Source organism: Pseudonocardia hydrocarbonoxydans (assembly GCF_006539565.1).
GTDB classification, from domain to species: Bacteria; Actinomycetota; Actinomycetes; order Mycobacteriales; family Pseudonocardiaceae; genus Pseudonocardia; species Pseudonocardia hydrocarbonoxydans.
The window spans coordinates 104,038-124,841 of record NZ_BJNG01000018.1 but is presented as its reverse complement, the minus strand read 5'-3'; the positions used below and the strand labels follow the sequence as shown (position 1 = coordinate 124,841).

The 20,804-nt window shown below is 76.7% G+C and carries 22 protein-coding genes; 3 read left to right on the top strand and 19 right to left on the bottom strand.

Annotated features, from left to right (window positions below; all coding sequences use genetic code 11):
• Positions 1-51: 51 nt before the first annotated feature.
• Entirely contained in the window at positions 52-1,500 is a 1,449-nt protein-coding gene (locus PHY01_RS13180; RefSeq protein ID WP_141278924.1) for an NAD(P)H-hydrate dehydratase, read from the bottom strand.
• 105 nt (positions 1,501-1,605) lie between these two features.
• Between PHY01_RS13180 and PHY01_RS13175 the strand changes: the two genes are divergently transcribed.
• Positions 1,606-2,457: a dienelactone hydrolase family protein gene (locus PHY01_RS13175; protein WP_307723967.1), complete on the top strand. Its 852-nt coding sequence runs from the start codon at positions 1,606-1,608 to the stop codon at positions 2,455-2,457.
• Between the two features lie 30 nt (positions 2,458-2,487).
• Here the strand turns inward: PHY01_RS13175 and PHY01_RS13170 are convergent, their stop codons facing one another.
• From PHY01_RS13170 to eccCa, 9 genes are all read right to left on the bottom strand, one after another.
• Positions 2,488-2,883 (bottom strand): WXG100 family type VII secretion target, encoded by a 396-nt coding sequence (locus PHY01_RS13170; protein WP_141278922.1) that lies wholly within the window; start codon positions 2,881-2,883, stop codon positions 2,488-2,490.
• Entirely contained in the window at positions 2,880-3,179 is a 300-nt protein-coding gene (locus tag PHY01_RS13165) for a hypothetical protein (protein WP_141278920.1), read from the bottom strand. The genes PHY01_RS13170 and PHY01_RS13165 overlap by 4 nt, the downstream gene beginning before the upstream one ends.
• Positions 3,180-3,228: 49 nt before the next feature.
• The gene (gene glmM / locus PHY01_RS13160) at positions 3,229-4,569 is read right to left on the bottom strand and encodes a phosphoglucosamine mutase (protein ID WP_141278918.1); all 1,341 of its coding nucleotides are present in this window, start codon (positions 4,567-4,569) and stop codon (positions 3,229-3,231) included.
• 2 nt (positions 4,570-4,571) lie between these two features.
• Positions 4,572-5,135, bottom strand: a complete 564-nt coding sequence (gene rpsI / locus PHY01_RS13155; RefSeq protein WP_141278916.1) for a 30S ribosomal protein S9 — start codon at positions 5,133-5,135, stop codon at positions 4,572-4,574.
• Between the two features lie 44 nt (positions 5,136-5,179).
• Positions 5,180-5,623, bottom strand: coding sequence for a 50S ribosomal protein L13 (gene rplM, locus PHY01_RS13150; RefSeq protein ID WP_141278914.1), 444 nt, complete (start codon positions 5,621-5,623; stop codon positions 5,180-5,182).
• Positions 5,624-5,823: 200 nt separating this feature from the next.
• Complete coding sequence (locus PHY01_RS13145) at positions 5,824-6,111, bottom strand: WXG100 family type VII secretion target (protein WP_141278912.1); 288 nt, start codon at positions 6,109-6,111, stop codon at positions 5,824-5,826.
• An 11-nt stretch (positions 6,112-6,122) separates the two neighbouring features.
• Positions 6,123-6,431, bottom strand: coding sequence for a WXG100 family type VII secretion target (locus PHY01_RS13140; protein WP_141278910.1), 309 nt, complete (start codon positions 6,429-6,431; stop codon positions 6,123-6,125).
• Positions 6,432-6,558: 127 nt separating this feature from the next.
• On the bottom strand, positions 6,559-7,701 hold the full coding sequence (locus PHY01_RS13135) for a type VII secretion-associated protein (protein ID WP_141278908.1): 1,143 nt from the start codon (positions 7,699-7,701) through the stop codon (positions 6,559-6,561).
• A complete protein-coding gene (eccCa, locus tag PHY01_RS13130) occupies positions 7,698-11,624 on the bottom strand; it encodes a type VII secretion protein EccCa (protein WP_141278906.1) in 3,927 nt (1,308 codons plus the stop codon). The genes PHY01_RS13135 and eccCa overlap by 4 nt, the downstream gene beginning before the upstream one ends.
• A gap of 111 nt (positions 11,625-11,735) precedes the next feature.
• Here eccCa and eccD point away from each other — a divergent pair, with 111 nt between their 5' ends.
• Both eccD and mycP read left to right on the top strand, forming a co-directional pair.
• Complete coding sequence (gene eccD / locus PHY01_RS13125) at positions 11,736-13,088, top strand: type VII secretion integral membrane protein EccD (RefSeq protein ID WP_141278904.1); 1,353 nt, start codon at positions 11,736-11,738, stop codon at positions 13,086-13,088.
• Between the two features lie 17 nt (positions 13,089-13,105).
• Positions 13,106-14,374: a type VII secretion-associated serine protease mycosin gene (gene mycP / locus PHY01_RS13120; protein ID WP_246085872.1), complete on the top strand. Its 1,269-nt coding sequence runs from the start codon at positions 13,106-13,108 to the stop codon at positions 14,372-14,374.
• A gap of 7 nt (positions 14,375-14,381) precedes the next feature.
• On the opposite strand, the gene eccB is transcribed toward mycP, so the two are convergent.
• The 9 genes from eccB to rpmJ form a co-directional block, all read right to left on the bottom strand.
• Positions 14,382-15,818: a type VII secretion protein EccB gene (gene eccB, locus PHY01_RS13115; protein WP_141278901.1), complete on the bottom strand. Its 1,437-nt coding sequence runs from the start codon at positions 15,816-15,818 to the stop codon at positions 14,382-14,384.
• Between the two features lie 50 nt (positions 15,819-15,868).
• Positions 15,869-16,300 carry a nucleoside deaminase gene (locus PHY01_RS13110; RefSeq protein ID WP_170183800.1) on the bottom strand — a complete coding sequence of 144 codons (432 nt, stop codon included), beginning with the start codon at positions 16,298-16,300 and terminating at the stop codon, positions 15,869-15,871.
• A gap of 40 nt (positions 16,301-16,340) precedes the next feature.
• Complete coding sequence (gene truA / locus PHY01_RS13105) at positions 16,341-17,201, bottom strand: tRNA pseudouridine(38-40) synthase TruA (protein WP_370467344.1); 861 nt, start codon at positions 17,199-17,201, stop codon at positions 16,341-16,343.
• Positions 17,198-17,968 carry a 50S ribosomal protein L17, sunset domain variant gene (gene rplQ / locus PHY01_RS13100; protein WP_141278895.1) on the bottom strand — a complete coding sequence of 257 codons (771 nt, stop codon included), beginning with the start codon at positions 17,966-17,968 and terminating at the stop codon, positions 17,198-17,200. The genes truA and rplQ overlap by 4 nt, the downstream gene beginning before the upstream one ends.
• A 2-nt stretch (positions 17,969-17,970) precedes the next feature.
• Entirely contained in the window at positions 17,971-19,017 is a 1,047-nt protein-coding gene (locus PHY01_RS13095; protein ID WP_141278894.1) for a DNA-directed RNA polymerase subunit alpha, read from the bottom strand.
• A gap of 92 nt (positions 19,018-19,109) precedes the next feature.
• Positions 19,110-19,715 (bottom strand): 30S ribosomal protein S4, encoded by a 606-nt coding sequence (rpsD, locus tag PHY01_RS13090; RefSeq protein ID WP_141278892.1) that lies wholly within the window; start codon positions 19,713-19,715, stop codon positions 19,110-19,112.
• Positions 19,716-19,731: 16 nt separating this feature from the next.
• Positions 19,732-20,139: a 30S ribosomal protein S11 gene (gene rpsK / locus PHY01_RS13085; RefSeq protein ID WP_141278890.1), complete on the bottom strand. Its 408-nt coding sequence runs from the start codon at positions 20,137-20,139 to the stop codon at positions 19,732-19,734.
• Positions 20,139-20,519 carry a 30S ribosomal protein S13 gene (gene rpsM / locus PHY01_RS13080; protein WP_141278889.1) on the bottom strand — a complete coding sequence of 127 codons (381 nt, stop codon included), beginning with the start codon at positions 20,517-20,519 and terminating at the stop codon, positions 20,139-20,141. The genes rpsK and rpsM overlap by 1 nt, the downstream gene beginning before the upstream one ends.
• A 162-nt stretch (positions 20,520-20,681) precedes the next feature.
• The gene (rpmJ, locus tag PHY01_RS13075; RefSeq protein ID WP_010148647.1) at positions 20,682-20,795 is read right to left on the bottom strand and encodes a 50S ribosomal protein L36; all 114 of its coding nucleotides are present in this window, start codon (positions 20,793-20,795) and stop codon (positions 20,682-20,684) included.
• Positions 20,796-20,804 lie beyond the last annotated feature (9 nt).

Sequence of the window (20,804 nt, the reverse complement as noted above, 5' to 3'; positions counted from 1 at the left end):
TCATCGCATCACCGGTCGGCGCGGGGCGTCCCCCGCACGGCGTGCGCCGGCTCACTGCCGGCCCCCGCCCGCGGCGTGCAGCGAGCGCACGGCGGCCGGGATCGCGGCCTGCAGCAGCGAGGCCGGGGCGGGCGCGCCGTCGGCGGCCAGCTCCGCCGCCCGGGCGTGCACGAACGCGGCGCACCCCGCCGCCCACCACGGCTCCAGACCGGAGGCGAGCAGCGCCCCGATGATCCCCGACAGCACGTCACCCGACCCGGCCGTGGCCGCCCACGACGTCGTCGACGGGTGCACCAGGGCACGTCCGTCGGGCGCGGCCACGACGGTGGCGTTGCCCTTGAGCAGCACCGTCACCCCGAGCCCGGCCGCCGCGCGCCGGGCCGCGGCGATCCGGTCGACGCCCACGTCCCCGGCCAGCCGGGCGAACTCGCCGGCGTGCGGGGTCACCACCACGGGCCTGCCCCGCACGGCGGCGCGCAGGTCGGCGTGGCGCGCGAGCAGGGTGATCGCGTCGGCGTCGAGGCACAGCGGCACGTCGCGGTCGAGTGCGGCCACGACCGTGGCGTACCCGGTGTCGTCGGTGCCGGAACCGGGGCCCACCGTCCAGGCCTGGGTCCGGCCCGCACCACCGATGTCGGCGGTCGCCACCACCTCGGGCCAGCGCGCGTGCACGGCCTCGGCCCCGGTGCCCGCGTAGCGCACCATGCCGCTGGTCGCCAGCACCGCGGCGCCCGCGGCCAGCACGGCCGCGCCGGGATAGACCGCGGATCCGGCCGCGATCCCGACCACCCCCTGGCTGTACTTGTCGTCCGCCGGTCCGGGCACCGGCCAGCGGTCCGCCACGTCGGCCGCCTCGAGGACCTGCGCGTGCGGCGCGGGCAGGTAGGGCCCCAGCCCGAAGTCGACGAGGTGCACCGGTCCGCACGACGGCGCGGCGAGGACGTGCACCGGCTTGCGGGCCCCGAAGGTGACGGTCGCCGACGCGCGGACCGCGGGGTCGTGCACCTCACCGGTGTCGGTGTCGACACCGCTCGGCAGGTCGACGGCCACGACCGGCACCCGCGCCCGCTCCGCCGCGGCGAGCAGCCCGGCCCCCGGCTCACGCACCGCACCGTGACCGGAGATCCCCACGATCCCGTCGACGACCAGATCGGCCCGCTCCACCAGCGCCGCGGCCCCCGCCGCCGCGGCGACGCGGCCGCCGACCCGGCGCAACGCCACCAGCCCCGGCTCGTAGGCGCGCTCCGGCACCAGCAGCACCGCCGTCACCGCGACACCGCGGCGGCGCAGCTCGTAACCGGCCCACAGGGCGTCACCACCGTTGTGACCGGCCCCGACCAGCAGCACCACGCGGCGCCCGGCCACCCCGTCCCCCAGCATCGCGCGCACCCGCACCGCGAGCCCGTACGCCGCCCGCCGCATGATCGTCTCGCCGGGCACCCGCCGCATCATCGACGCCTCGGCCTCCCGGATCTGACCGGCGGTCCACACACCCCACATGCGGGCGAGGGTAGGCGGGCCGGCCGCTCCCGTCGCCCGGGCCCGATCGGGTGAGTCCCGTCCCGGACCGGCGACGGGCGGGCCGCGGTACTACGGTTCTGCGCTGTGACCCGGACCCGTTCGTCCACGCCCACCGCGGTGCAGGCGCAGCTCTCGGGGCTGCGCGGCGGCAAGGACGCCCTCGCCCAGCTCTCCCGCCCCGGCCCCCTGGTGGCCCTGCGCGGAGATCTGGGCATGGTCGGCATCCCGGGCGTCGTGTTCGCGCCGGAGGAGGGGCTCGGGCTGCCCGCCGTCGCGTTCGGCCACGACTGGCTCCAGCCCCCCGACCGCTACGCCGACCTGCTGCGGCACCTGGCCACCTGGGGCATCGTCGCGGCGGCCCCGGGCAGCCATCGGGGCGCCCTGCCCAGCCACGCCGGGTTCGCGGCCGACCTGCGCACCACGCTGGACGTGTGCGCGGGGGTGCGGCTGGGCGACGGCCGGATCAGTGTCGACGCCCGCCGCACCGCCTTCGCCGGGCACGGGATCGGTGGCGGCGTCGCGATCCTGGCGGCCGCCGGGCACCCGCGGGTGCGGGCCGTCGTGACGATCGCGATGGCCCAGACCCGCCCGTCGGCGCTCGACGCGGCCCGCACCGTCACCGTCCCGACGCTGCACCTCACCGCGGGCCGGGACACCGTCGCCCCCGCCGCCGGGCACGCCGAGCCGGTCTCGATGGCCGCAGGCGGACCGGTCGTGCTGCGCACGCTGAAGAAGGCCACCCACACCGGGTTCCTCGACGGCCTGCACTGGAGCGACCTGCTGCTGGCCGGAAGCCCCGACGAGCGGACCCGCCGCGTCACGCGCGGGCTCGTCACGGCGTTCCTGCTGCGCGAGCTGGGTGACGAGCGCGCCGACGCCCTCGACGAGCTGGTCGACGGCAAGGTCGCCGGCACCGAGGTCGTCGCCCGTTCCTGAACCCGGTGCCGTTCACGCGGGTGGACGGGCTCAGCGCCCGTCGTCGGACAGGCGGGCGATGCTCATGCCCCGCTCGTCGTCGACCCGGCGTGCCCCGGTCCCGCCCAGGCGCGGCCCGGAGCCGGACGGACCGGACGCCACCGGGCCGTCCACGGAGGCGTCCACCGGGCCGGTCGCCGCCGCAGCGAGCAGCCTCCCCACGGCCACCGTCGCCTCCAGCTCGCGGTCCAGCACCCGCCGGACCAGCCGCGCCCGCTCCGCCCAGGCGCGCCCCGCGTCGTCGGACCAGTCACCCGCCACGTCGTCGATCACCCGCCCCAGCCCGGGCAGGGCCTCCTGCAGGCGGGCGGCGGTCACGAGCACCAGCCCGGCCGCGGCCCGCAGGGCCTCGTCGAGGCCGTGATCGGCGGCGTCGCCGGGGTTCACGGCCGGTCCACCAGCTCGCCGAGCCGCCCGGCCGTGTCGCCGTCGACGGCCGCCGCGGCGTACGCGGCGACGTGCAGACCCGCGGCCAGCCCGGAGAGCTCCCGTCCCGTCCGGTCGACGGCGGCGGCCACCCGGTCGAGCTCGGCGAGCACCGCCGCCCCGCCCGGGGTGCGCGCCAGCGTCGCACGCGTCGCGGCATCGACCGCGGGCGCCGGGACCAGCCCGTCGAGGAGCGCGGACAGCCGCCTCCCGTGGACGTGCAGGCGGTCGGGATCCAGCTGCAGCTCGTGCGCCATGGGCCGATCCTGACCGACCCGCACCCGGCACGGGGCCGAACGGCGGAACTCAGTGCGCGGCGGCCACGACCTCGGCCAGCCGCACGGCGGTGTCGCGGGCCTGCTCCTCGGTGGGGGCCTCCACCATCACCCGCACCAGCTGCTCGGTGCCCGAGGGCCGCAGCAGCACACGGCCGGTGCCGCCCAGCTCCACCTGCGCCGCCTCGACGGCGTCGCGCACGGCCGCCGAGTCCGCCACGGCCGCCTTGTCGGCGACGACCACGTTGTGCAGCACCTGCGGCAGCGGCGTGACGATCCCCGCCAGCTCCGCCAGCGACGACCCCGTCCCGGCCATCCGCGCCATCAGCCGCAGCGCGGTGAGCAGCCCGTCGCCGGTGGTGGAGCGGGCGGGCAGCACGAGGTGCCCGGACTGCTCGCCGCCGAGGGTGAACCCGCCCGCGCGCAGCTCCTCCAGAACGTACCGGTCGCCGACCGCGGTGGTGCGCACCGCGATGCCCGCCGCCTCCATGGCCAGGTGCAGCCCGAGGTTGCTCATCACCGTGGTGACCAGCGTGTCCTCGGCGAGCTCGCCCGCGTCGCGCATCGCGACCGCGAGCACGGCCATGATCCGGTCGCCGTCGACCACCGCACCCGCCGCGTCGACGGCCAGGCACCGGTCGGCGTCGCCGTCGTGGGCGACGCCCAGGTCGGCGCCGTGCTCGCGGACGGCGTCCTGCAGCGGGCCGAGGTGGGTGGAACCGACACCGTCGTTGATGTTGAGCCCGTCCGGCTCCGCGTGCAGCGCCACGACCTCCGCCCCGGCGCGCCGGTAGGCGTCGGGGGCGACGGCGGACGCGGCCCCGTGCGCGCAGTCGACGACGACCCGCAGCCCCGCAAGCGACGGCGTGCCGTCGAGCAGGTGGGCGGTGTAGCGCTCGGCGGCGTCGGCGAGGTCGCGGACGCGGCCGATCGCGGCGCCGGTGGGCCGCGGCCCGGTGTCGCGCAGCCCGTCCTCGACCGCGACCTCGAGGGCGTCGGGCAGCTTGTGCCCGCCCGAGGCGAACAGCTTGATGCCGTTGTCGGGCATCGGGTTGTGCGAGGCGGAGATCATCACGCCCAGGTCGGCACCGAGGGCGTCGACGAGGTGCGCGACGGCCGGGGTCGGCAGCACACCGACCCGGACGGCGTCGGCACCGGCGCTGGTGAGACCGGCCACCACGGCCGCCTCGAGCATCTCGCCGCTGGCGCGGGGGTCACGCCCGACCACCGCGACCGGGCGGTGCGAGCGGTCACGCTCGGCAAGCACGCGGGCCGCGGAGGCGGACAGCGCAACGGCGAGCTCCGGGGTGAGGAGCTCGCCGTTGGCCAGTCCGCGAACGCCGTCGGTACCGAAGAGACGTCGTTCGCCCATGTTCAGCGCTTGCTGTACTGGGGCGCCTTGCGGGCCTTCTTCAGGCCGTACTTCTTGCGCTCGATGACGCGGGGGTCACGCGTGAGGAAGCCGGCGCGCTTGAGCGGCGGGCGGTCCTCGGAGTCGACCTCGATCAGCGCACGGGCGATCGCCAGACGCAGCGCGCCGGCCTGGCCCGAGATCCCGCCGCCGTGCAGGTTGGCGAAGATGTCGAAACGCTCGGTCTTCTCCAGCAGCACCAGCGGCTCCCGGATCAGCTGCTGGTGCAGTTTGTTCGGGAAGTAGGTCTCCAGGCTCTTGCCGTTGAGCGTGAAGTTGCCGGTGCCGGGCATCAGGCGGACGCGGACAACCGCCTCCTTGCGACGGCCGACGGTCTGCACCGGGCGGTCGGAGAACACGGCGTCGGTGAGGTCGCTCGCGACGTCGACCTCGACGTCGGTGTCGTCGGCGTCGGCGTCGGCGTCGACGGGGGCGGAGTCGATCTCGGCGACCTCGTCGGAGCCGGCCTCGGCCTCGACGGCCTCGGTCTCCGCGGGGGCCTCGACCTCGGGCTCGGGGCTGCTCACGGGCTGTCCTTCCACTGACTCGGAACTGGTCGGCTCAGAGGTGGTCACTGAGCGACCTGGGTGATCTCGAACGCGGCCGGCTGCTGCGCGGCGTGCGGGTGGTCCGGCCCGGCGTAGACCTTGAGCTTCTTGCCCATGGCCCGGCCGAGCTTGTTCTTCGGCAGCATGCCCTTGACGGCCTTCTCGACGAGGCGGTCGGGCTGCTTCTCGATCATCTCGCCGACCGAGCGCTGCCGGAGGCCGCCCGGGAAACCGCTGTGCCGGTAGACGAACTTGTCGTCGCGCTTGTTGCCGGACACGGAGATCTTCTCGGCGTTCACGATGACGACGAAGTCACCGGTGTCCATGTGCGGCGCGTAGGTGGGCTTGTGCTTGCCGCGCAGGAGCGTGGCGGCGTGCGTGGCGAGGCGGCCGAGCACCACGTCCGTAGCATCGATCACGTGCCAGGCGCGGTTGATCTCGCCGGGCTTCGGGCTGTACGTGGACACGGACCTACCTCGTCGCTGTCTGGGCTCGTCGAACTGCGGGCTCGGGAGCTGCCTCTGGTGCATCTGGTGCGGAGAAGGCCACCGGCCCCGGAGGCGGAATGCCCGCACACGGAGGGCACGACCTCTCGCCGCACTATCGGTTGTCGAGGGTACCCGCAGGTCCGGAGGAGGGTCACAACGCCCCCTCCGGACCCCGTCGCTCAGGTCCAGAGCGACCGGTTGCGGGCCTCCACCTGCTGGTAGTTCTCGTTCGCCGTGCCGACCGCACGCCCGATCTGGTCGAGCACGGCCGCGATGTCGACGGCCGCGTCGTTCCACTCCCGCTGCTTCTCCCGGTAGAACAGCGCGGCCTCGCCCTGCCAGGACGCCGCGACCGGCCGCAGCCCGTCCTCCAGCTCCACGAGCCGGTCGTTCATCCGCTTCGTCGTGGCCCGGATGTCCTCCTGCGCCGTGGCCAGCGCGGCGAACCCCACCTTGATCTGCGACATGTCGTCCTCCCTCAGCCCAGTGCGGCGGTGATCGTGGTCAGCTGGTCGCGCGAGGCGTCCTCGGAGGCCTGGTAGCCGGTGCCCGAGGTGCGGATCGCCTCCCCGATCGCGCCGAGCGCCTCCCCGAGGCGGTTGGCGTCGGTGTCCCAGCGGGCCATGAGCTGGACGAAGACCCGGTAGCTGTCGCTGGACCATTCGGCGGCGAGCGGCGCGAGCCTGCCCTGCAGCGCGCGCAGGTCGGCCAGGATGGTGTCCCTCACCTCCATCGCCCGCGTACCCGCGGCCATCATCTCCTCGGTCGAGGTACCGAAACCGTCCATGTCTCCTCCTCCGTGCGGTGACCGCGACGGTGGTCACCCCTGTGCGCCGGACCGTGTCACCCCCGGCCGGGCGCCCGTGGCCGTTCGGGGCAGACGTGTGCTGGTGCGAACGGCCGGGCGCCGGCGGTCAGCCGCCGCGGATCGTGGCCACCACCTCGGCGCAGGCCGCGGCCACCGCCGCCGCCCCGGACGGGGTGTGCCGGCAGCCGACGCTGAGCTGGGTGCCGCCGTCGAGGACGACGTACCACCGCACCTGCGTGACGCCGTCCTGCTCGCGGTAGGCGGTGACGGCCCGGCCGCCGAACCGCGCGTCCGCCTCGTAGCCCGACAGCGCGGGCCCGGCGGCGTCGAACTCCGCCCGCAGCTCCGCCGCCGCGCGGCGCGGCTCGGCCGACGCGTCGTAGCCCAGCGGGGTGGCCTCCACCGCGATCAGGTCGCTGCCCTCGGGCGCGGCCACCGGGGTCAGCAGGCTGCGGCGCCGCTCGGGCAGGCCACCGGTGTGCGCCCAGCCCGCCGGCAGGGCCAGCCGGTACCCGTACTGGGCGAGCACGCCCTCGGGTGGGGGCTCGGCTCCCGGCTCGACGAGCCGCCCGAGCGCGTGCAGCGCTCCCAGTGCGGCGGCCACGGCGGCGGCGCCCAGGAGCACCCGGCCCCGGCGCCGGACCGGTTCGGGGACGGGTGGCAGCCACGGCTGCGGCGGTGGGCACCACCCACCGGGCGGCGGTACCGCGGGCGGCAGCGGCAGGTCCAGTGCCGCCAGCACCGCCGCCGCGTCGGGCCGGGGCACCACGGTGACGTCGACGAAGCCCGCCGCGTCGAGGCACGCGGCGAGCCCCGGCGCGCGGGCGCACCCGCCGGCCAGCAGCACCGGCACGTCCGGCCGCCCGGCCACCTCCCGGGCCGCCCCCACGACCTCCACCCAGGTCGCCGCCGCCCCGAGCCGGTCGCCACCGGGGGCCGTGCGCCGCGCCACCACCCGGCCACCGCGGACCATGCGGACCCGCGTGGCCGACGCCCCGACGTCGAGCACGAGCGCCTCCGCCCGGCCGCCCGCCACGGCCACCGCCGCGTCGACGGCGACGACCCGCCCGGGCAGCCCGGCCGCGCGGCCGAGGAGCACCGTCTCGGTCGCACCGTCGAGCAGGCCGCGCAGCAGGACCGGCAGCGGCACCCCCGCTTCGGCGGGGACCTCCACCACCCGCGGCGCGCCGTCGGGTCCGGGCCGGGCGACCCGCACGACGGTGGCGCCGGGCTGGACCGCGACCCTCACGGCGCGTCGGCGGGCGGCATCCAGGCCAGCTGGATGCGCCGTGCGCCGTGTCTGCGGTCGACGAACGTGCCGCGCCCCGGCGGCGACGGAGTGGCCTTCACGGTCTCCACCAGCGCCCCCTCGTCCGGCCGACCGTTCATCACCAGGCCGGGGGTGGACAGCTCGCGCAGCCGCCCGAGCACCGGGTCGAACATCGCCCGGCCCGCCCCGCCGCAGCGCCGCGCCACCACCAGGTGCAGCCCGACGTCCTTGGCCTGCGGTAGGAACTCCAGCAGCGGCAGCAGCGGGTGCGCGCCGCCGTGGCCCCCGGTGGGGGCGACGAGGTCGTAGTCGTCGACCAGCACGAACACCTCCGGCCCGCTCCACCAGCTCCGTTCGCGCAGCTCGCGGGGCCCGACGTCGGGTCCTGGGAGCCTGCGGCGCAGCGACGACGCGACCTCCCGGGCCGCGTCGAGGGCCGCGTCGGGCGTGCTGGCGTAGCCGATGAGGTGGCTGTCCGGGACGGCGCCGAGCAGCGTCCGCCGGTAGTCGACGACGACCACCCGCGCCTCGTCGGGCCGGAACCGCCCGACGATCCCGTGCGCGAGCAGCCGCAGCAGCGTGGTCTTGCCGCTCTCCGCGTCGGCGAAGCACAGCAGGTGCGGCTCGGCCGCCACGTCGAACTGCACGAGCGCCAGCCGCTCCTCGTCGACGCCGAGCGGGAGGCCCGCCGAGCCCGGTTCGGGATCGGGCAGCCGGTCGTGGTCGAGCCGGTCGGGCAGCTGGCGCACCGGGGCGAACCCGGCGTCCGGCCAGGCCGCGGCCACGTCGCCGACGAGCGCGACGGTGTCCGACCCGGTGAGCCGCGGTGCGGCGAGCACCATCGCCGCGCCGTCGGGGGCCAGGCCGTGCCCCGGACGGGCGGGCACGGCGGCCGCGCGGCGCCGGTCGACCTCGGAGTCGGACACGTCGCCCAGGCGCAGCTCCAGCCGGCTCCCGAACAGGTCCTTGAACGCCGGTCGCAGCTCGCTCCACCGCCCCGCGGTGACGGCCAGGTGCACCCCGAACGACAGGCCCTGCGCGGCGACGGGCAGCAGCCGCGTCTCCAGGTCCTCGAAGTCGTGCCGCAGCGTGAGGTACCCGTCGACGACGAGCAGCACGTCGGTGGCGGGTTCGGCGGCGAACTCGCCTGCCGCGCGCCGGGACCGGAACGCCTCGATGCCCGCCACCCCGGCGTCGCGGAACAGCCGCTCGCGCCGGGCGAGCAGGGCGGCGATCTCGGCGACGGTGCGGCGCACCAGGTCGGGCTGGAGCCGGTCGGCGACGGTGCCGACGTGCGGCAGCCCGCCCAGCGGGGTGAGCGCCCCGCCGCCGAAGTCGAGCACGTGCACCCCCAGCTCGGCGGGGGTGTGGGTCAGCGCGAGGCCCAGCACGGCGGTGAGCAGCGTCGTCGACTTCCCCGACCGCGGCCCGCCCACCACCGCCAGGTGCCCCGCGGCGCCGGAGACGTCGAGCAGCAGCGGGTCGCGCCGCTGCTGGTAGGGCCGGTCGACGAGCGCGATCGGCACGCGCAGCGCCCCGCCGCGCCCGCCGGACGCGGCCAGCCCCCGGCCGGGCACCGGGCGCGGGTCGCCGACCAGCGCGTCCAGCGGCGGGGGGTCGCCCAGCGGCGGCAGCCACACCCGGTGCGCGGGCGGGCCCAGCCCGTCGAGCGCGGCGAGGACGGTCTCCAGCACCGTCGGCCCGTCGGCGGGCTCCTCCGGCTCGGGACCGGGCGGGGCGGGCGGCGCGACCGGGCGCACCCCGAACAGGTGCGCCGTGCGGCCCTCGACCGGGCCGCGGGGCCGCCCCGGCGCGCCGGACGGGCCCGACACGTAGGCGGCGCGGAACCGGACCAGCTCGTCGGTGCCGGTGGACAGGAACGCCGCACCGGGGGTGGCCGGGAGCTGGTGCGCGTCGGGAACGCCGAGCACGGCGCGCGACTCCGCCGCGGAGAACGTGCGCAGCGCGATCCGGTAGGACAGGTGCGACTCCAGCCCCCGGAGCCGCCCCTCCTCCAGCCGCTGCGAGGCGAGCAGCAGGTGCAGCCCCAGCGACCGGCCGAGCCTGCCGATCGTGACCAGCAGCTCCAGCAGCTCGGGGCGCTGCGCGAGCAGCTCGGAGAACTCGTCGACCACGACCAGCAGCGCGGGCAGCGGCGGCAGGTCCGCGCCGGCCCGGCGCGCCGCGGCGTAGTCGGCGACGCCGACGAGGTTGCCGGCGTCGCGCAGCAGCTCCTGGCGCCGGGTGATCTCCCCGGCCAGCGCGTCGGCCATGCGGTCGACCAGCGTCAGCTCGTCGGCCAGGTTGGTGATGACGGCCGAGACGTGCGGCAGCGCCGAGAGCCCGAGGAAGGTGGCGCCGCCCTTGAAGTCGACGAGCACCAGGTTGAGCTCGTCGGAGGAGTGGGTGGCGGCGAGGGCGAGCACCAGCGTGCGCAGCAGCTCGCTCTTGCCCGAGCCGGTGGCGCCGATGCACAGGCCGTGCGGCCCGCTGCCGCCCTGGGCCGACTCCTTGAGGTCCAGGTGCAGGGCGCCGCCGCTCTCGTCGAGCCCGATCGGCACGCGCAGCCGGTCGGTCTCGCTGCGGCGCCGGCGCGCCCGCAGCTCGGTCACCCCGTCGCGCCCGCCTGCCATCCCGAGCAGCGCGGGCAGGCCCGCGGCGGGACGCGGGCCGTCGGCGGTGGACGATCCGGCGCCGCCGGGCCGGTAGCGGGCCAGCCGCCGCGCCAGTGCGCGGGCCTCGGCGACGCCGAGCGCGTCGGGCCGCCCGATCACCCGCGGTGCCCCGTCGCCGTCGGGTGGGCCCCCACCGGTGCGCTCGACGGCGTCGGGCCCGACCAGCAACCGCACCACCGACGGGGACGGCCGCCTGCCCGGCGGCGGCCCGACCCGCAGCACCGTCACCCCGGCCACCGCGGCCCACGGGCCGGGCCCGTCGGCGACCTCGTCGACGACGACGAGCAGGTGCGGCTCGCCCGCCCCCGGCCCCGCGGGACGCCCGGCGAGCTCGGTGACCCACCAGCGGCGCACCTCGTCGGCGTCGGCGGTGAGCATCCGCAGCGCGCCGATGGCGTCGCGCCGGCGGGGGTGCGCGGTGTGCGGCAGCCACTTCGCCCACTCCCACTCCCCCGCCAGCGGGGGCGGGGCGACGACGGCGAGCAGGGCGTCGGCCGGGCTGTGCCACAGCGCGTACTGCGCCACCATCGCCCGGGCCAGCGCGCGGGCCGGCCGCAGGTCGGCGGAGTCGGCGGGCGGCTCCAGCCACACCGTCGAGCTGGCCCGCAGCGACAGGGCCACCGGCAGGTCGGGCACCACCGCGTGCCGGAGCAGGAACCGGCGCAGCGCCAGCGCGGTGATCGGCTCGATGCCCTCGACGGGCCCGGTCTGCGGGGCGACCAGCCGCGTCGCGAGGCGTTGCGGCCCGCACCCGACGCGCAGCCTCCCGAAGTCGGGATCGGCGGGCCGCCGCTCCCACAGCCGCCCGGCCGCGAGCACCACCGGCCAGGCCCCGACCTCGGGGTGCACCGACTCCAGCACCGCGCGCTGCTGCCCGGCGATCCCCCGGACGCGACGGCGCACCTGGGCGAGGTAGCGCAGGTAGTCGCGGCGGTCCTCGTCGACCGAGGCCGAGCGGTTGCCCCCGCCGCGACCGCCCGCGCCGGTGAGCATCATGCCCAGCGTCGAGACCATGAACATGCCGCCGAACAGCCACGACGTCGGGTTCCGCACGCCCAGGACCGCGATGAACCCGACGGAGGCGAGCAGCATCACCAGCGGCAGCAGCCGCGCCATCACCCCGGCGGGGACGACCCGCTCCGGCTCGGGGGGCGGCTCCAGCGTCAGCTCGCCCGACGGGCTGTGCCGCACCGGACGCGGCGTCCGGACCACTCCGACGGTGCCCACGCACCCACCTCCGCGACTTCGGTCAAACGGCCACGGGGCGACCCCGGCGCGGCGGATAGTAGGCAGCCGATCCCGCCCGGCGAGGCGATACGGAGAAACCCGAGGAGCGCGATGCCGTCCGTCCGACCCCCGGTGGCCGATCCGGCCCCGCCCGCCTACACCCGGCTCACCGTGCTGGCCCCGCGCACGCGCGTCGACGTCGCGCTGCCCGCCGACCTCCCGCTCGGCGAGCTGGTGCCGATGGTGCTGGAGCTGGTCGGCGAGCCGGGTCCGGGCCACGCACCGCTGCCGTGGCGGCTCTCCGGCGTCACCGGCGGGCCGCTGCACCCCGCCGCCACCCTCGACGAGCTGGGCGTCCTGGACGGCGAGATGCTGCGGATCGGCCCGGCGACGGCCCCGCCCCCGTCGCCGGTGTTCGACGACCCGGTCGACGCGCTGGCCTCCTCCGCCGGCCGCACGGCCGGGCCGCGGGTCACGCCCCGCGCCGCGGTCGCGGTCGTGCTCGGCGGCCTCGCGGCGGCGGTGCTCGCCTCGGTGCCGCCCGGCCCGTGGGCGGTGACGGCGGCGCTGCTGGGCACCGCCGCCGCCGCGGCCGCGCTGACGCGGGCGGCCCGCACCCACGCGGTGACGCCCGCGCTCGTCGCCGTCCCGCTCGCCGCCGGGGCGGGCGCCGCCGCGACGGCCGCCGTCCCGGGTGCCGCGCAGGTGCTGCTGGCGGCGGCCGCCGCCGGGGTCGCCGCGGCGGCGGGGCAGGCCCTGCTGCGGGCGGTCACCCCCGCGCTCGTCGCGGTCGTCGTCGCGGCCGTGCCGGTCGCCGTCGCCGCGGTCGCGGCCCTGCGGTTCGACATCCCGGTGGCCGCGCTGGCCGCCGGGGCCGGGGCCGGGGCCGTCCTCGCCGCCCCGCTGCTGCCCCGCGCGGCGCTGCGCCTGGCCGGGCTGCCCGGGCCGGTCGTCGCCTCCGACGCGGGCGAGCTGGCCGACGCCGACGACGGTCCCGACCTGCTGCCCCCGGCCGAGCTCGCCGCCCGCGCCGCGCTCGCCCGCGGCCACCTCGCCGGGCTGGTCGGCGGCTGCGCGGTGGTGGCGGCGGCGTCGGTCGGGCCCGTCGCGGCCGGTGGGGGCTGGACGGGGCCGGTGCTCGGCGGCGCCGTCGTGGCCGTGCTCGGCCTGCGCGCACGCAGCTTCGCCGACCCCGCCCCGGCCCGCACGCTGCTGGCCTGCGCGGTCGGCGGGGGTGTCGCGCTGGCCGCCGTCCTGTGTCTGGGCTCGGGCGGGCCGGGGCGGCTGCTGGTGGCCTGCGCCGCCGTGCTGGGCGCCGTGCTGGCCGTCACCGTCGGCGGCGGGCCACCGCCGTCCCCGGTCGCCCGGCGGGCCGTCGACATCCTGGAGGGGGTGCTCACCGCCGCCGCCGTGCCGCTCGCGCTGGGCGCGATGGGCCTGTTCGCCCTGGTCCGCGGCCTGTGAGCGGCGGTCGCGGGGCGGTGCTGCTCGCAGCGCTGCTGCTCGTCCCGGTCCCGGCGGCCGACCCGCCACCCGACCCCGGCGACCCGCCGCCGGTCACCGTCGCGGCCCCCGCGGGCCGGCCCCCGGGGCCCGCACCCGGGCTCCGGTCGCCACGGTCCTGCACGCCGCCCGCGTCCGGGCCGCCGGCGTCGACCGACCCGGCGCCCGCGCGGCGGCTGCAGCTGGCGGCCGCCCACCGCATCGCCACCGGGGCGGGCACGCTCATCGCCGTCATCGACACCGGGGTGGCCCCGCACCCGCGGCTGGGCGACCGGCTGCGCGGCGGCGGCGACTACCTCACCGGCGGCGACGGCCTCGACGACTGCGACGGCCACGGCACCGCGGTGGCCGGGCTGCTCGCCGCGTCCCCGTCCGCCGACGACGAGGTGGTCGGGATCGCGCCGGGCGCCGAGGTCCTGTCGATCCGGCAGTCCAGCCCCTCGTACACGGTCCCGGCCGCCGACGGGCGGCAGCGCCCGGCGGGCGACGTCGCCACCCTGGCCGAGGCGGTGGTGCTGGCCGTGCGCTCCGGCGCCGACGTCGTCAACGTCTCCGAGGCGGTGTGCCTGCCCCCGGACCGGGCGGCGGTCGAGGGCGCCGAGCTGCACGCCGCGCTCCGCTACGCCGAGGACGCCGGGGTCGTGGTGGTGGCCGCGGCGGGCAACGCGGGGGTCGGGCTCTGCGCCGAGCCGGGCGCCGACGCGGGCGCGCAGGTGTCGCTGCCCGGCTGGTACGACGAGCTGGTCGCCGTCGGCGCCACCGGCCCCGACGACGCCGCCGCCCCGTTCACCGTCGGCGGGCGGTGGGTCGACCTCGCGGCCCCCGGTACCGGGATGCGCTCGCTCGCCGTAGACGGCGGCGTGACCGCCGACCCGGTGGCGGGCACCAGCTTCGCCGCGCCGCTGGTGGCCGGGCTGGCCGCGCTGGTGCGGGAGCGGTTCCCCGAGCTGACCGCGGCACAGGTCGTCGACCGGATCCTGGCGACGGCCCGGCGCCCGGCGGGCGGCCGTGACGCCGCGCTCGGCCTCGGCGTGATCGACCCGGTCGCCGCGCTCACGGCCGAGCCCGCGGTGCTGGAGGTGACCGACGGCCCCGCGCAGGCCCCGACCGCGACGCTCGCCGGCACCGACCCGGTGGGCGACCCGCCGGCCCCGCTCCCGCCCGTCGACCTCGCCGTGCTGGGCGGGCTGCTCGCCGTCGCGGCGGCCACGGCGGTGGGCCTGCGCCGCCGCCCGGCCCACGGCTGACGGTCCCTCAGCCGGGCAGGACGTCGACCGTCTCGCGGGCCGCGGCCAGGTCCAGCGTGCCGCCGACGGGCAGCAGCCGCAGCGCCCACTCCGGGGCGGGCTCGGCCGCGGTGACGCCGAGGGCCTGCGCCGTGGGCTCGTCGGCCACCCCGTAGGCGACGCCGGAGGCCGCCACCAGCCACAGCGGCCCGGCCCCGTCGGCCCGGCCCGGCGCGGTGGCCCGCACCGCCCCGCCCCCGGCCGGGGAGAGCACGACGGCGTCGGCGCGTTCCCCGGCCCCGTCGGCCTGCACCAGGTCGACCCCCGCGGCACCCGCCGGGACCGGCAGCGCCGACCCGACCAGCAGCGCACCGCCGTCGGCCGCGGACCACACGCCGCACACGACGGGCGCGTCCCCGGCCTCGCGCAGCGGGCCCACCGTCTCCGGCCAGCCCTCGACGTCCAGCTCCTCGACGGGCGGCAGCCCGGCCAGCTCCTCCGGCCCGACCTCCCGCGTCCGGGAGCCGGCGGCCCGCAGTGTCTGCGCCACGGCCGGGCCGACCTGCTGTGCGCCGCCGGAGAGCAGCACGTGGTGGGTCGGCGGGCCCTCGCCCGCCGGGCGGCCGACCAGGACGTCGCCCACCCGTCCGGGGCCGTTCGCGGCGCCCGCGCCGGGGATGCGCGGGGTGCGCAGCGGCGGCCCCTCCGGCAGTGCGTTGAGCAGCGCCGCCGACGCCGGGCGCGGCTCCCGTCCGCCGAGCCCCATGGTGCTGACGACGGCGCGGTCGGCCAGGTCGACGCGGTGCCGCCGGCCGCCGGTGACCAGCCAGGTGTCGCCACCGCGGACGGCGAGCAGCACGGCGCCGCCCGAGGGGGCCACCGGTTCCGCTCCGCCGACGACGGTCGTGCGCAGCGCACCGCGACCGGACTCGGGATCGGCGGTGTCGCAGACCGCCCAGCGCGGCGCGATCACCGCACCGCCCAGGCGCACCGCCGTGGCACCGGCGACGGCGGCGGTGGGGGTGCGCGGGGCGGCGTCGAGGTCGGCGTCGGCGACCAGGACCGGGACGGCCGTCGCCGGGTCGGCCGCGCTCGCCCCGCCCGCGCGCAGCGCCGCGAGCACCAGCCGCCCCGCGGGGAGGTTGGCGACGGGCACCAGCCGGTCGGGCTCGTGCGCCACCACGTACATCGCACCCGACCCGGACCCGACGACGACGGCCTGCCGCGTCCAGTCCGGCCGCGGCGCCACCTGCGCCCAGATCGCGACCCCGCCCAGCGCCAGCATCCCGACCAGCGCCCCGGCGATCGCGGCCCGCCGCTGCGACCGCAGCTGCTCGTGCAGCGGCACCGGGTCGCCGCGGACCAGCGCGGCCTCCAGCCGGCGCAGCCCGAACCGGTAGGCGTCTACCTGGTCGCGGGTGGCGGGTGCCCGCGTCGCTCCGCCGGACTCCGCGCTCGTACGCACCTCGGGACGCTAACCCCGCGGCGCCCCCGCCCGTGGGCGTTCGGGAGAACTCACCGGACCTCGCCGATGTCCTCGAACCACAGGTCGGGACGGGCCGCGACGAACTCCTCCATCAGCCCGACGCACCGCTCGTCGTCCAGGACGGTGACCGTGACGCCGTGCTCGGCGAGCCAGTCGTGCCCGCCGTGGAACGTCCGCGCCTCGCCGACGAGCACCGCCCCGATCCCGAACTGGCGCACCAGGCCCGAGCAGTACCAGCACGGGGACAGCGTCGTCACCATGATCGTCGACCGGTAGTCGCGCCGGCGCCCCGCGGCCCGGAACGCCGCGGTCTCGGCGTGCAGCGACGGGTCGCCGTCCTGGACGCGGCGGTTGTGGCCGCGCCCGAGCAGCGCGCCGTCGCTCGCGAACAGGGCCGCGCCGATCGGGATGCCGCCCTCGGCCAGACCGGCCCGGGCCTCCTCGACGGCGACGTCGAGCATCGGGTTCATCCGCCCATGCTCCGGCCGATCACCGCGGCGATCAAGGACCGGCCTCCCCCGGCACCCGGACCCGCCGGGTCCGCTCGGCGCGCGCCGCGAGATCGGCGTCGGCGGGGTAGTCGACGCCCACCAGGCTCAGGCCGTGCGCGGGGGCCACCGGCACCTCGCTCGCCCGCTCGGTGCGGGTGAGCAGCGCGGCGGGCCACCCCACCGGGCGCCGCCCGCGGCCGACGTCGAGCAGGGCGCCCACCAGGCTGCGCACCATCGAGTGGCAGAAGGCGTCGGCGGACACGCCGGCGGTGGCCACGCCGTCGTCGTCGACGGTCCAGCGCAGCTCCTGCAGCGCCCGCACCGTGGTGGCGCCGTCGCGCCGCTTGCAGAACGCGGCGAAGTCGTGCTCGCCCAGCAGCCCGGCCGACGCGGCGTTCACGGCGTCGACGTCGAGCGGGAAGGGCCAGGACAGCGTGTCGCGGGCCCGCAGCGGGTCGGCCCCGTGCACCGCGGTGGCCACCCGGTAGCGGTAGTGCCTGCGCAGCGCGGAGAACCGGGCGTCGAACGCCGGTGGTACGGGGCTCACCGCCCGGACCCGGACGTCGGGGGGCAGCAGCCGGGCCAGTCGGCGCACCAGCCACGCCGTGTCCAGCGTCGGGGACAGGTCGGCGTGCGCCACCTGCCCGGTGGCGTGCACCCCCGCGTCCGTGCGCCCGGCCACCGTGAGCGCGACGGGCTCGCGCAGCACCGTCGACAGCGCGTCGACGAGGACCCCGCACACCGTGCGCAGGCCGGGCTGCATCGCCCACCCCGAGAAGTCGGTGCCGTCGTAGGCCAGGTCCAGGCGGAAGCGACCGAGCCCGCCGTCCGGGGGGACGACGGGCTCGGTGGGGTGGTGCGGGTCGCTCAGGACTCGTCCTTGTCCTGCTGTGAGGCAGGGAGCGAGAACCCGGCGGCCTCCGCGGCCTCGGCGCTGGCGAACCAGACCTCGGCCACGGTGTTGTCGTAGAACCGCGAGCCGGGGACGTGGTAGAGCATCGAGTCGGCGTTGCCCTTGATCTCGAAGCCCTCCGGCGCCTCCTGCGGGTCGTCCAGCGGGGCGTGGCTGCCCTCGCCGTACGGCGCGTCGGCGGAGTCGGCGGCGTCCTCGGCGGCCTCGGCCGCGTCGAGCGCCTTCTCCTGGGTCTCGCTGCCCTCGGGCGCCTCGGCCGCGGCCTCGAGAGCCTTCTCCGACGCCTCCTCGGCCGCCTCGGCGGCCGAGGTGGTGGCCGCCTGCGACGCCGCCGCGCGGCGGGCGCGGTTGGCCTCGTCGGTGACCGTCTTCTGCGAGACCAGCTCGATCACGGCCATGGGGGCGTTGTCGCCCTTGCGCGGCAGCGTCTTGGTGATCCGCGTGTAGCCACCGGGCCGGTCGGCGAAGAACGGTCCGATGTCGGCGAGCAGGCGGTGCACGACGGTCTTGTCGCGGATGACCTTCTGGATCTCGCGACGGTTGTGCAGGTCGTTCACCTTGGCCTTGGTGATCAGACGCTCGGCGTACGGACGCAGCTTGCGCGCCTTGGCCTCGGTCGTCGTGATCCGGCCGTGCTCGAACAGCGAGGTCGCGAGGTTGGCCAGGATCAGCCGCTGGTGCGCGGGTGACCCGCCCAGGCGGGCCCCCTTGGTGGGCTGAGGCATGGCTACAGCTGCTCCGTTTCTGCGTAGTCCTGGCCGTCGTCGCCGAACGGCTGGTCGGCGTCGTAGGTGTCGGAGCCGTACTCGGCGGCCGCGGCCGACGGGTCGAATCCGGGCGGGCTGTCCTTGAGCGCGAGCCCGAGGCCGACGAGCTTCATCTTGACCTCGTCGATCGACTTCGCCCCGAAGTTGCGGATGTCGAGCAGGTCCGCCTCGCTGCGCCCGACGAGCTCACCCACGGTGTGGATGCCCTCGCGCTTGAGGCAGTTGTAGGAGCGGACCGTGAGGTCGAGCTCCTCGATCGGCATCGCGAAGGCCGCGATGGTGTCGGCCTCCTGCGGCGACGGGCCGATCTCGATGCCCTCGGCGTCGACGTTGAGCTCGCGGGCGAGCCCGAACAGCTCGACGAGCGTCTTGCCGGCCGAGGCCAGCGCGTCGCGGGGGGTGATCGAGGGCTTCGTCTCGACGTCGAGCACCAGCTTGTCGAAGTCGGTGCGCTGCTCGACACGGGTGGCCTCGACCTTGTAGGTCACCTTGAGGACCGGCGAGTAGATCGAGTCGACCGGGATGCGGCCGATCTCGGCGCCGGTGGCCTTGTTCTGCATGGCCGGGACGTAGCCGCGACCCCGCTCGACGACGAGCTCCACCTCGAGGCGGCCCTTGTCGTTGAGCGTGGCGATGTGCAGGTCCGGGTTGTGCACGGTGACGCCGGCGGGCGGGACGATGTCGCCCGCCGTGACCGGGCCGGGGCCCTGCTTGCGCAGGTACATCGTGACCGGCTCGTCCTCCTCGGAGGAGACCACCAGCTCCTTGAGGTTCAGGATGATGTCGGTGACGTCCTCCTTCACCCCCGGGACGGTGGTGAACTCGTGGAGCACGCCGTCGATGCGGATGCTGGTGACCGCCGCGCCCGGGATGGACGACAGCAGCGTGCGCCGGAGCGAGTTGCCCAGCGTGTAGCCGAAACCGGGCTCCAGCGGCTCGATGACGAACCGGGAGCGGGTGTCGACGACCGAGTCCTCGGCCAGGGTGGGGCGCTGAGAGATCAGCATGGGAATGGGCCTCCTTCAGGCCTGCGGCAACCGCTATTTGATGCCGCAGTGAGCCCCCGGCCCCTCCCTGCGGGACCGGGGGTGTCGAGCCGCTACTTGGAGTAGAGCTCGACGATCAGCTGCTCGGTGACCTGCGTGTCGATCTGCGCACGCTCGGGCAACTGGTGGACCAGGATGCGCAGGTTCGAGGGGACGACCTGCAGCCATGCCGGAACCGGACGGTCGCCGAGGAGCTCCTTGGCGATGATGAACGGGTCCGTGTTGACCGACTTCGGCTTGACGTCGATCACGTCGTACTGGGAGACGCGGAAGCTCGGGATGTCGACCTTCTGGCCGTTGACCAGGAAGTGACCGTGGTTCACGAGCTGGCGGGCCATGCGCCGGGTGCGGGCCAGGCCCGCGCGGTACACGACGTTGTCCAGACGCGTCTCGAGGATCTGCAGCAGGTTGTCACCGGTCTTGCCCTGGCGACGGTTGGCCTCCTCGTAGTAGCGGCGGAACTGCTTCTCCAGCACGCCGTACGCGAAGCGGGCCTTCTGCTTCTCCTGCATCTGCAGGAGGTACTCGGTCTCCTTGATCCGGATCCGGCCGTGCTGGCCGGGCGGGTAGGGGCGACGCTCGAATGCCTGGTCTCCCCCGACGAGGTCGACCTTGAGGCGACGCGACTTGCGCGTCATGGGTCCGGTGTAGCGAGCCATGTCTGTCCTACCTCCCCTAGACCCGGCGCCGCTTGGGCGGGCGGCAGCCGTTGTGCGGCTGCGGGGTCACGTCGGAGATCGTGCCGACCTCGAGGCCGGCGGCCTGCAGGGAACGGATCGCGGTCTCGCGGCCGGACCCGGGGCCCTTCACGAACACGTCGACCTTCTTCATGCCGTGCTCGGCGGCCTTGCGGGCGCAGCTCTCGGCGGCCATCTGGGCGGCGAACGGCGTGGACTTGCGCGAGCCCTTGAAACCGACGTGGCCCGCGGAGGCCCACGCGATCACGGCACCGGTCGGGTCGGTGATCGACACGATGGTGTTGTTGAAGGTGCTCTTGATGTGCGCGTGCCCGTGCGCGACGTTCTTCTTCTCCTTGCGGCGGACCTTCTTGGGTCCGGCCTGCTGGCGAGTGCGGGGCGGCATTACTTCTTACCTGCCTTCTTCTTGCCGGCGACCGTCTTCTTCGGTCCCTTGCGGCCGCGGGCGTTGGTCTTGGTGCGCTGGCCGCGCACGGGCAGGCCGCGGCGGTGCCGGATCCCCTGGTAGCAGCCGATCTCGATCTTGCGGCGGATGTCGGCCTGCACCTCGCGGCGCAGGTCACCCTCGACCCGCAGGTTCTCCTCGATGTACGCGCGGAGCTTGGCGAGGTCCTCGTCGGTCAGGTCCTTCGAGCGCAGGTCGCGGTCGATCTCCGTGGCGGCGAGGATCTCCAGGGAGCGGGTGCGACCGATCCCGTAGATGTAGGTGAGCGCGATCTCCATCCGCTTGTCGCGGGGGAGGTCGACGCCGGAAAGACGTGCCATGCGGCGGTTTCTCCTGTCGATGCTGTGTGCCAGGTCTGCCCGACGCCCGTCCCGGAGCCGCTGAGTCCCGGGCCCCGGCCTGGTTCCGGGGGTGGTTGCGCCCGTGTGGCGCGGCAGGTGCGTCGAGTTCCTCTTCTGGTGCGTCGATCTACGGTGCGGTGATCAGCCCTGACGCTGCTTGTGGCGCAGGTTCTCGCAGATCACCATGACCCGCCCGTGACGGCGGATCACCTTGCACTTGTCGCAGATCTTCTTGACGCTCGGCTGGACCTTCACGTCCGTCGC